Genomic DNA, 11,011 nt, shown 5'->3' with positions numbered 1-11,011 from the left:
TAAAGCCTGCACACCAACCCTCTTGCCCGTGCCATTCGGGGCACGCGCCCCAAAATCTAGAAGCTGACAACGCACTAGCGATCCGTCGGGAGCTCTTCGTCGACCAAATCGTCGTCGGCCTCCTCGGCGGTTTGCCGTTCCGCCAATGCCAAGCGGCGTCGGGCATCTCTCGCCAGCACGTAGCCTTCTTGCCCGAACACGCCGGCGAGCACGAGGAACGCGCCGACCAATCCGAATTTGATTGTTCCCGACCAGGTGACGAACAGAAAGGCCGCGATCCCCATGGTGGCGAACCCGAGAGCCACGGCGCCTTTGAGTGCGGCTTTCATCTGGGTGTCACGCGCCTGAATTCGAATGCTGCGTGAGACGGCATTGCGGGCCGACTGGTTGGCAAGTTCACGCATCGCCGAAAGGTTTCGCGACAGCTCCGGTGCTTGGGAACGCGGAACCAACGGCACGCTGTCCTTGATCGACGGTTCGACCGGCTGTGACTGGTCCAACTCCGCTTCGTCCGATTCGTCCAACTCCATCGCGGAATCGTCTTGTTCGGTTTCGGCGGCGGGAACGCTGGGTGGTGCTGGCGGAGCCGGCTGCTTCGGTTGATCATCGCCCTGAACACGCTGCAACAAGCGGCTCATGTAGGCTTCGATCGAATCGTCTTCCGGCCCGTCGTCCGCAGCGACGACGGTGTCGTGTTCGGACAGCAGTGCCGTCTGGGAAGTGTATTCTTCTTCGGCGGCGCCGCGGTCAAACTCGTCTTGCGCCTGATCGAAAGACTCCGCCAGACCGGTCGCGTCGTTTGCCAGTTGTTCGTCCTCGGCGGGAGACTCCAGGCTCCACGCGTCGGATTCGCCATCGGATTCATCGGCGGAGAACTCAATCCCGCTGTCCATCACGAAGGTCGCATGATGGCCTTCGTCCGCGGAATCCTCGGATTCGGCTGATTCAGCGGAGACATCGTCGGTGGAGGAGTTGTCCTGATCGGAGTGATCGTCATACGAGCTTTCGTCGTATGCGTTTTCTTCGCTGTGTTCCTGTGGTGCTTCGTCGTCACCGGCCAAGTCGCGGATCAGCATCGCCGCCAGACTTCCGGCGGGTGCTTCAGCGTCCTCGCCGGATTGGTCTTCCGCGACCGCTTCGTCTTCTTCGCCGTGAAGGAGTGAATCCAATCCTGGTGACGCGTTGTCATCGAAGTCGTCGGTGACACCGTCCCACTGCTGCGTCGCCTCATAGTCGTTGGCTTCACCGACTTCGTCCGCATCGGTCTGCCAGGAGGACGGGTCCCATGCGTTTACTTCCGGGCCCGCCTGTTCGGGTTCAGCCTGTTCGGATTCCTGGTCGAGCACCTGTTCGGGCGAGTGTGTCTCGTCATCGCTCGATGACGGGTCTGCGCCGCCGGGCATGAAGCTGGACCAATCCAGTGGCGACTCTTGTTCGGTTGTCGATTCCCTCGCGAAGTCATGTGCGATGTCGATGTCCGCCATTTCGCCGGCCGGTGGGTCGGTGTCGCCATGGTCTTGTTCGCCATGGTCTTGATGGTCTGTCCAGGCCGATTCCGATGGCGGTGCTTCGTAGTCCGAGATCGCCTGTTCGACGTTGTGTTCGATCTCATCGATCGCGCCATCGATCGCCTGCTCGGGCAATTCATCGTGCCAGGAAACGCCTGGATCGATTCCTGCTTGACCTTCGGACGGGTCTCCAGTGATGGGGTCGGAGCCTTGCCGGTCTTCGGTCGTGGAATCGGTCGCATCGGAAAGCGATTCGGTTTGCGACCAATTCACCGGCTCTGACTCGACGTCGTCGGTAGAGGCGTCGTCATACCCTTCGTCGTATCCCCGTTCCTCGTACAGATGGCGTCTTTGTTCGACCGATTGTTCGGACTCCAACCGCCAGCGACTCTCACCCGACTCGACGAATTGTTCCGTCGCCGGACCGGGGCTGTGAGCCGGTTCCAAGTCTGATGCCTGGGCGGTTTCTTGGAGATGTGCCTGGGCGGTTTGCTGTGCCGCGGCGATTTCATCACGCAGTTGTTCGATTTCGTGCCGCAGCGCCGACTCGCTTTCTTGTCGCTCGGTTTCCAAACGCGAGACGGTTTCGGCGTGTGTTTCTCGCAAACGCTCGATTTCCTGGCGGGCCGAATCGAGTTCTTGTTCCAGGATCCGGAACTGTTCCGAATCGATCACCGCCTGGGTGGACGTTTCGTGATCGTCGTCACCCGACGAGGATTGTGCCAGTTCGTAGGAGAGCGCTTCGTTGGCGGATTGAAGCTGACCGAGTTCGACATTTGCCGCGGCCAGCTGGATCGAGAGGTCTTCGATCGTCTGCCGCAGTTGGTCGCATTCTTGCGTCCAGGATTCTTGCTGGGCCGATTGATTGTTTTTGGTTTGGTCGACCAGCAATTCGAGTTGTCGGATGGACGCGTTGGCGCCTTCATGGTCGATCCGCAACTGGGACGCTTCTTGCGTCGCTTCGGTGACGTTTTCTTGCAACTGGCGAATATTTTCGCGCAGTTCTTCGGCAACGGCTTCGGCATCGGTGCGGGCCGCTTCGGCGGTTTGGCGAGCGGCCTCGGCTTTGGCACGGGCTTCGTCTGCTTCGGCCCGGGCCTCTTCGGCGGACGCATGCTTGCGATGCAGTGCGGCGATTTCCTCGTCCGTTGCCCGCTCGCTTTCTTCACGATTCTCTTGAATCTTGGCGAGTCGTTCTTCGAGTTCGGCGATCCGTTTTTCGTGGTACGCTTGTTCTTCTTCGGCAGCGCGACGCGATTGTTCTGCGTCTTCTCGCGTCGCCTGAAGCTCCCGGCCGGTCGCGCGCAGCTTCTCGCTCAATTCATGCTGGCACTGTTTGCTCTCCTCTCGGATGCGGGTCAGTTCTTCGCGAGTCGATTGCAGATCGGCCGACACACGCTCCAGTTCGGTTTCGGTCGCCTGACGTTTGGCTTCGCTGTCGGCAACGCTGTCGATCGCTTCGTCACGCGCGGCTTCCAGTTCACTCCGCAGACGCTCGTGGTCTTGTTGTTCACGCTTCTCGCGGGCCTGCAACTCGCTGTGTCGTTCCCGCAGTTCCGTCAGTTGTTCGCTGAGGGTGGAAAACTCATCGCGCATCCGACCGACGGCATCGCTGGCCGATTGAGCCTGCTGCTGGGTTTGTTCCAGCTTTCGCTGCGCCTCGGCGGCGTGCTCGGCATATTGCTCTTCACGCTGTTGCCATTCGGCCTGGCGTCGTTCGAGTTCCGCTTGTCGCTCGCGCAACAAGTCACTCTTGTGCTGCAACTCGGCTTCCTTTTCTTGCAGCGCCTCGCTGGTCTCGATCTCCCGCATTCGCAGCGATTTCAGTTCTTCCTGGGTCGCCGCATAGGTCTCTTGAATCTCGCGGACGGCGGCTTCCTGGGCGAGCAGATGACTTTCGCGATGCTGCAGCGATTCGGCCCGACTCCACAGCTCCGTTTCTCGGCCGTGCAATTCAGACTCGCGTTGATCGCAACGGCTCTCGCGCACCTCGCATTCGGCGTGCCGCGCATGCCACTGCTGACTCAACTGAGTCAGCCGCTCGTGCAACACCGATTCGCGGGTTTCCAACGAGGCGTGTCGCGGTGCGGACGACTCCGGTGCGGCAAGCAGCTCGAATCGATACTGACCCATGCGGATGATGTCACCCAGCCGAAGCACCGATTCGGTGACCCGATTGCCGTTGCATTCCAGCGGCACCGAATAGGCGCGCATCAGAATCCGGTGTGCGTCACGCAGCAGGACGGCGTGCATGGGGCGAAGCGATTCGTCGTCCAGTCGGATCGAGCACCCTTCGCCGCTGCCGAAGGTGTAGCGGTTGCCGGTCAGTCGCAGTCTGCGGACCGGGGCACCGGGGCGAATCACACGGAACTCCAGGGCCGTCTGGCCCGTCGCCGGAATCGACCGCGAGCCCTCCCGCGACGCGCCGCCAGCGGCCAGGCCGCCGAGCCGCGGCAGTGTCTGGGTCAACGCATCCGGAACAATTGCGATCCGAGATGATTCGTCGTCGCGCAGATGTCCCGCCGATGCCACGAATTTGATGTCGTGGTTGGACTGATGCAGATCGGTGGGGCTCGAGGGGCCGTCGTTTTGGTCGTTCATCACGACACGTTCCTTGCGTCTTTGCTTGCAAAATTGCCTGGATGGGGTCGTTGCCGACAGACAAGACCGTTTTCAGAGTTTCGGACAGACCGGTCGCTGGGGTGAACCAAAATCAACTGATCGGTGCGGTTTCAGTTCTCAACGGTCGTTCAAACGGCTCTTGAGGGTGGTGTCTAGACCCCAACGCAAACTGTCTCGTCGCAAAAGCAGATTTGGGGCGGGCGAAATTTGCGGAATATCGCAAAAATGGTTGCTCTGGCGCCCTTGCTGGGGCATAAGGGAAAATTCGTTGTCTTTCAAGGGTGACTTTACCAGCGGCGCCTCTACTATTTCACAGCTGTGGTTGCCCAGTTCAGTTCAATTGGTAGGCGAATTGCGGAACTAAAGGCTGGCAGGGCTCGTAAGACCGACAGGCATTCATAGAGATTTAGGTGATCCGATGGCAAGAAAAGACTCAATTAAGAAATTGCGGGCGACTCTCCTGAAACGACGCGACGTATTGATTCGGTCCGCCATCGGCGACCTCAGTCTCTTGCAGGGCAAACCGTCCAAGACCGGCGACGTGCTCGATGCGGTCGCCGACACGGTGCAAGCCGAATTGAACAGCCAGCTGTTGGAGGTCGAGGGTCGTGAGTTGGAGGCGATCGATGCGGCGATCCAGCGGTTGGACGAAGGCAAGTACGGAGACTGCGAGCGTTGTAAAAAGCCGATCCCACTGACACGGCTCCGCGCGGTGCCGTACGCGCGAGAATGTATCGGCTGTCACCGACTTGCCGAGAAGCGCAAGTCCCACCCCGCCGCGATGATGAGCCGGGTGTTTGATTCTTACCAGGCCGACACGGCTTGACCGTATCGGTTGTGACCGTTGTGTCCTGCTGTGACGGCCGAGATGCTTCGATGGACGTCGAATCATTCGGCCGTTTTTTGATGCGCGGGCGATGACGATTCTGACTTCTCGCCGGACGAGGGATAGCGAACCGGACTGACGAAAAGTTCCTTGCCGCAAAACGACGATGCGTACAATGCGACGCCTCCCCGTCGAACCTCCCTCTCTCTGTTGAAGCTTTTCCGATGGTCGACCTCTCCCAACCCAGCGGACGCACACGATGTCGTGTGCGCAATCCTCGACGACTTGCGATGACACTCTCCGGCGCGGCACTCGCCTGGATGTGTTCAACGCATTTCATGTCCACGTCGGCGTCCGCCCAAGACGCTTATGGCGGCGGCAGTCGATATGCTCCCGCACGAGCCGCACAGCCGAACGTGTCACCGCAGCGTACGCCGGCGAGCGCGTCGATCGAAAGCAATGGCAGTCCCCGCGCATCGGGGCCGACGTCGATTCGCTCTTTGCGTCCTTCGCTCGCTCCGTCCCGCGGCGCGTCGCCTCAACTTTCTCCGATGATCGACTCGGCAGCTGAGATCGGCGGCGCGGTCCCCACCGCCCAATCCATCCAGGCGCAGCGGGAAGCGTTGTTTCAGGAATTGGCCGATGAGTTCAATGCGTTCGATCGGCTGGGCAATCTCGTTCGAAAAGTGTCTCAGCTCGTCAAGCCGAGTGTCATTCATATCGAAGCTCACAAGACCGAGACCAAGGGCGGGCAGTACGAGTCCTACGATGAAGCCGGCAGCGGTGTCGTGATCGAAACGGCCGACGGGGTGTGGGTGTTGACCAATCGACACGTGATTCTGGGATCGCAGCCCGCAGAAATCTTGCTCCGCAGCGCCGACGGTCGCCAGTACCATCCGTCACGCATTCTCTCGGATGAAAGCACCGACGTGGCCGTCATGAAGGTCCCCGATTTGCGGCTTCCACCGGCCCGAACCGGCGACAGCAACCTGGTCAACATCGGAGACTTCACGATCGCGATCGGCAGCCCCTTCGGCCTCAGTCATTCGGTCACGTTCGGCATCCTCAGTGCCAAGGGACGGCGTGACCTGTCGTTGGGCAACCAGAAGATCGATCTGCAAGATTTCTTTCAAACCGACGCCGCGATCAATCCCGGCAACAGCGGCGGCCCCTTGCTGAATCTTCGCGGCGAAGTGATCGGCCTGAACACCGCGATCGCCAGCAGCAGCGGCGGCAGCGAAGGCATCGGTTTTGCCATCCCGATCAACATGGCCGTCCAAGTGGCCGACGAGTTGATCCGCCATGGACGGTTGCGTCGCGGTTATCTGGGTGTGACCCTGGAACCCGACTTCACCGTTTCCGACCTGGGACCCTTGCAAGCGGTCGCCTCCGGCGGTGCCAAGGTCAAAGGGGTGCGGCATGGTTCGCCGGCGGCCAAGGCCAACTTGCAGCGCGGTGACATCATCGTCGAATTCAACGGCAGCCAGGTCGACAACGATGACCATTTGGTCGCCCAGGTCGGACTGACCCCGATCGGTTCGGTGGTCCCGATGATCATCTACCGCGACGGCAAACGCTATCGCACCGAAGTCCAACTGACCGACGTCAACTAGTTTCCGTTTCGGTTGCCCTCCCTGACAGGGAGGGTCGAACGCAGCGTGGGGCATACGCACCAAGTTAAGAAGCAACCCTCCCGTGTGCGGGAGGGTCGAGCGAAGCGAGGGGAGGGCTTCCGACATTGACGCTCCATCGTGGCTAACAACTTTGGCGTTGCGACAACCCACCCCGCTCCGAGCGCACACTCCTCCGCGCTCCCCCCAGAGAGAGGGTGGCTGCAAATTCGTTGATGAACGGTGAATCATCACGTTCACTTCACCGTTGATCCACGCGGTTGATTGCCGCCCGCCAGGCGTTGGCCGCCCGTGCCCGCGCCGTCGCCGAGGCGTTCAAGTCGAATCGCGGACCGGGACCGTAGAACGAGCGAAGTAAGTAGTTCGCCGTCGCCCGCGCCGCTGGATCGGAGGCTTGCAGCATCCGCAGCAGTTGTTCGCGTTTGGTTGCGTTCGGTCGCCGGCCGGACCACAGGTCGACGAAGAACGATCGGACGGTGGCGAACGTCCGGGCGTTGTTGCCACTGGCTTGCAAGCGACGCCACACAAGCTGATGCCGCGGGTCTTTCGGGCTGACGGTGCGTAGGTGTTGCAGGGCGGCTTCGCGAAGCAACGGATCGGGGGAGCCGATCAGCCGCAAAAGTTGGTCGCCGCTGGCCGCCACCAACCACACACGCACCGTTACGGCGGCGTCACCCCGCACCGCGCCCGATGCCAGGGCTTGCATCAAGGTGGCTCGAACGTCATCGCTTTCGCTCAATTGTGCCAGCACGTTACGTCCGACTTCGATGCGGTCCACGCGTTCTCGCGTCCAACGCGGCAGCCGCTCGGGCGTTTCCTCCGCCGGCTCCACGGCAAGCAAGGGGCCTTCGAGCTTCAAACGCGAATCGGCGACCGATCGCTCGTTCACCTTCACCGGATTTCCCGTCACATCGACTTCCATTCCCGTGACCGTTTTTCGCACCACCACATCGCCGCCACCCTGACCGTCCGACGCAACGCCCTTCAACGACACACTGTTGGCGATGCTCCGGCCCAGTCGGACGACACTGTTTTCATTCAGGCCCAGCAATGCGATCGAACCGTGCAGCAGATGGATCGTGCCGCCGGGCGTCAATTCCAGTTCGGTGTCCGCGGCGATGACCAGTTCGCCGCCCCCGGCCAACGCGGCCGCGGCTCGACACAGCGGAAGCGTTTGTAACTTCATCACCCGACCGGGCCCCTCGGCGGCTAAGTCAAACGCGCTGCCGACCGTCACACTCGCCGGTATGGACTCGCTCGATGACGAACCGGCCGCCCCCACCGACGATTCGCTGCGAAGCAACAGGCCGTCAATCTGGCTCCACTGGGCGACCAGCTTTTGTGGCGTCCGGGGAACCAAGGGGCGCGATTCGCTGTTCGGTGTTCTCGGCGTAGGCGTCAGCGTTTCTTCGGGTGTGGCTTCCACCGCCACCATCGGCGCGTCGGCTTGGACGTCCGTTGCGACGGCGACGTCGGAGGGGGCAGCCGGATTGCGATCCGAAGGCGGCTCGATCGCAGGCGTCGGTGCAACGTCAGGCCGTTGGGATGATTTGGATTCGGGATGCTCGACCAACAGGGGCGCTTGCCCGTCCGGTTGTCCGGTCGATGGATCCGCGTCGACGTTTTGGTCGGGAACGACCGGTTCGGGTGACTTGATTCGTTGGCCGTCTTCGGCGATCGGATCATTCGTCGGTGTCATTCCCGAGCGAACCCACCAACCGATCGCCAGCAGGACGGCGGCGGCGGCCGTGAACCAGACGATCCCTGCGCCGTTGACTCGCGTCGCGTCGTCAGCGGCGGGCTTGGTCATCCGCACCAACGGCGGCGTCGAGGGACGATCCGATGGTGGCCGCTCCGTTGCGACCGTTACCGTTTCCGCGGACGGTGTGTTTGCGTGTTGCAACGCGAGCAGATGCGAGCGCAGATCTGGCGCCAGCCCCACCATTTTCGCTTCGCCACGGCTGCGCACCGCCGCGACGATTTCCATCATCAATCCGGGATCTGATTTGGCCGCTTCCGTGATTGCCGTCAATTTTTCCGGATCGTCCATCGTGCCGTCGACGTAGGCCGCGACGTCGTGCAGGGGGACGGGGACGACGCTGCTGGTTGCGTTTTGCCGGTGTGGCGTGCCGTCGGACACTTCGTGTATCAATTGACGAACGACGCGACCGAGGACGCCGGCGTGATCTTCGGCGCGGACGCCGGAACTGGCCCCGGCCGCGGAGACTGCATCGAGTCTTCGCTGGACAAGCTGCAATAGCGTTTTGCGGTTGAAAGAATTATTCGGTTTCATCGTCGATCCATTGCCGGAGTCTTTCTTCGGCGCGGCGAAGCGTCGTGCCGATGGAACCGATCGGAATGTCGAATCGGTGACTGATTTCTGCGTATGTTTGTTGCTCCCGGTAAAACGCAACCACCAAGTCTTTTTGCCGTTGCGGCAGGCGATCGACCAGCGTCAGCAGTCGGTCTCGTTCTTCCCTGTCGATCAGCAGCGATTCCGGATCGACCGCCGAGGGTCGATCGTCCAGATCATCCAACGAATCACGTTGTCCATGCGAATGGCGCACCAGTTTTGCCATCACGCGGCGTGCCACGCGGGTGGCGATCACGGCCAGGTAGGTCGCCAGACTACTTTGATTGCGAAACGCTCGCAGGGCGGCGGCATCGCGAGCCAACAAGGTCGCAAACACCTCCGCGGTCACATCGTCGATCGTCGACCAATCACGCCCCCTTTGAAACACGGCCGCGACGTCCGCCACACGACTTCGCACCAATGCCCCATAGCGATCGATCAGTTTCTCCCACGCCTCGCCGCTGCCGCCCAACAGGGCGTCGATCAATTCCGCATCAACGACCGAAAGCTCCGACGACTTGCGGTCGCCGGAGCCGATGCCGGTGCGCGTTGGGAGGCGTTGTTGCTCGATCGTCTCGGGTGTCCAATGATGCTCGGAGATCTACACATCGCGAATAACCCTCCCTCACAAGGAGGGTCGAGCGAAGCGAGGGGAGGGTTGGTCGGCCGTGACAAAGCACCGGCCCGCTATTCTAGACGCTCGCTGCCAGTGCATCACCGGCTTCCTCCGAATCTCCGTCATCGCGGCGGACAATGCGGTCGATGTCGTCGACGAACAACTCATCGAGCCGATCGGCAAAGATGACGTCCACTTCTCCGTCGCGGGCACGGATCACGTCCGCACCCAAGCCGCCGCGCAGGTCATCGTTGCCCGCTCCCCCGATCAGTTCGTCATCACCGCGCTCGCCGCGGATGCGATCGTTCCCGCCGCCGCCGTGCAGAAAGTCATTTCCTGCGCCCCCGCGGATCCGGTCGTTGCCGTGCCCTGCAAACACCATGTCGTTGCCGCGACCTCCATCGATGATGTCGTCACCGCGATTGACATCCATCGTCCGTCTGGCGTATTCCAGCGGATCGGTCTCGCCTTCGGGCAGCGAATTGGTCGCGTCCCCGAAGATCCAGTCGTCGCCCGCGCCGCCCCGCAGAATGTCGTTGCCCGCACCGCCGATGATGTAGTCGGTCGAAGCGCCGCCGGCGATGCGGTCATTGCCGGCACCCCCGAACAGCACGTTCACGCCCGCACCGCCGCGGATGCGGTCGCGGCCGTCGCCGCCTTCGATCAAGGTCGGTCCGCTGCCGGCGGCCAGCCGGTCGTGGCCGTCACCGCCGAAAATCTGGGTCGGGATTTCGACGCGACGTGAAACACGAACGGCGTCATTGCCCGGCCCGGCAAAGATCTTCATCAGGCTGATGTTGGCCGCCGGGAAATCTTTGGTGCGGCCGTCGATCGAGACCCGCAGCCGTTCGCCGCTGCGGCTTTGCGCGACCCAGATGCGGTTGTTGTCGGCGTCGCCTTCGATGACCAGCAACCCGTCCGGCGATAGATCAACGGCGGCGGCCATCACGCGGCGGGTTTCAAGGGTTTCGCCCCGCAAACGACGCGGTTGCAAGCGACGGGAGGGGGTAGAACGACGAGTTGAAGAATTTCGAGAAGTCACAGCAGCGTCCCTAACGAACCGGAAACGAAAAGCAAACAGCCGACACGTTCGGCTTCGGTGCCCCGTTAGTGCCACCCCGCCCGTCGGCGCTTACCAGAATCTTTTAGTTTTTTGTCGGTCCCGCATCAAATAGCTGATCCTGAATCGACATCCCGAAGGGATCCAAGCCTGTAGCCGGAGGCGAGCGAAGCGACACCTCTGGAAAGCCTCTTACTGCAGGATATTGCAACCATTTAGATTCTCTCCCTCAGGGGTTCTTCGTGGATTTAAGTGGCTAATCGCTCAGGACCCAGGTTTTTCCAGGCATTGCTGCGATGTCCGAATGGGGGTTGGAGGACAAACGCTCGGTTCAAACGACCCTCCGCCGACACGGGGGCCGGCGGAGGGCACGAAGCACCGTCGGCGCATCGCAG

At 61.5% G+C, this 11,011-nt stretch carries 6 protein-coding genes; 2 read left to right on the top strand and 4 right to left on the bottom strand.

Annotated features, from left to right (window positions below; genetic code table 11):
- Positions 1 to 74: 74 nt before the first annotated feature.
- Positions 75 to 4,109, bottom strand: coding sequence for an FHA domain-containing protein (locus NZK35_RS03280; protein WP_259631172.1), 4,035 nt, complete (start codon positions 4,107 to 4,109; stop codon positions 75 to 77).
- Between the two features lie 439 nt (positions 4,110 to 4,548).
- Here NZK35_RS03280 and NZK35_RS03275 point away from each other — a divergent pair, with 439 nt between their 5' ends.
- Positions 4,549 to 4,956, top strand: a complete 408-nt coding sequence (locus NZK35_RS03275) for a TraR/DksA family transcriptional regulator (protein WP_259631171.1) — start codon at positions 4,549 to 4,551, stop codon at positions 4,954 to 4,956.
- A gap of 290 nt (positions 4,957 to 5,246) precedes the next feature.
- Entirely contained in the window at positions 5,247 to 6,569 is a 1,323-nt protein-coding gene (locus NZK35_RS03270) for a S1C family serine protease (protein ID WP_323379601.1), read from the top strand.
- Positions 6,570 to 6,828: 259 nt separating this feature from the next.
- On the opposite strand, the gene NZK35_RS03265 is transcribed toward NZK35_RS03270, so the two are convergent.
- The 3 genes from NZK35_RS03265 to NZK35_RS03255 form a co-directional block, all read right to left on the bottom strand.
- Positions 6,829 to 8,880 carry a hypothetical protein gene (locus NZK35_RS03265; protein ID WP_259631170.1) on the bottom strand — a complete coding sequence of 684 codons (2,052 nt, stop codon included), beginning with the start codon at positions 8,878 to 8,880 and terminating at the stop codon, positions 6,829 to 6,831.
- Positions 8,867 to 9,427, bottom strand: coding sequence for an RNA polymerase sigma factor (locus tag NZK35_RS03260; RefSeq protein WP_259631169.1), 561 nt, complete (start codon positions 9,425 to 9,427; stop codon positions 8,867 to 8,869). The genes NZK35_RS03265 and NZK35_RS03260 overlap by 14 nt, the downstream gene beginning before the upstream one ends.
- 205 nt (positions 9,428 to 9,632) lie before the next feature.
- A complete protein-coding gene (locus NZK35_RS03255; protein ID WP_259631168.1) occupies positions 9,633 to 10,550 on the bottom strand; it encodes a calcium-binding protein in 918 nt (305 codons plus the stop codon).
- Positions 10,551 to 11,011: the final 461 nt, after the last annotated feature.

The sequence above is a fragment of the Stieleria sedimenti genome (assembly GCF_025060895.1).
Lineage (GTDB): Bacteria > Planctomycetota > Planctomycetia > Pirellulales > Pirellulaceae > Stieleria > Stieleria sedimenti.
The sequence above is the reverse complement of the archived record's forward strand: the minus strand, read 5'-3'. Positions and strand labels throughout refer to the sequence as shown.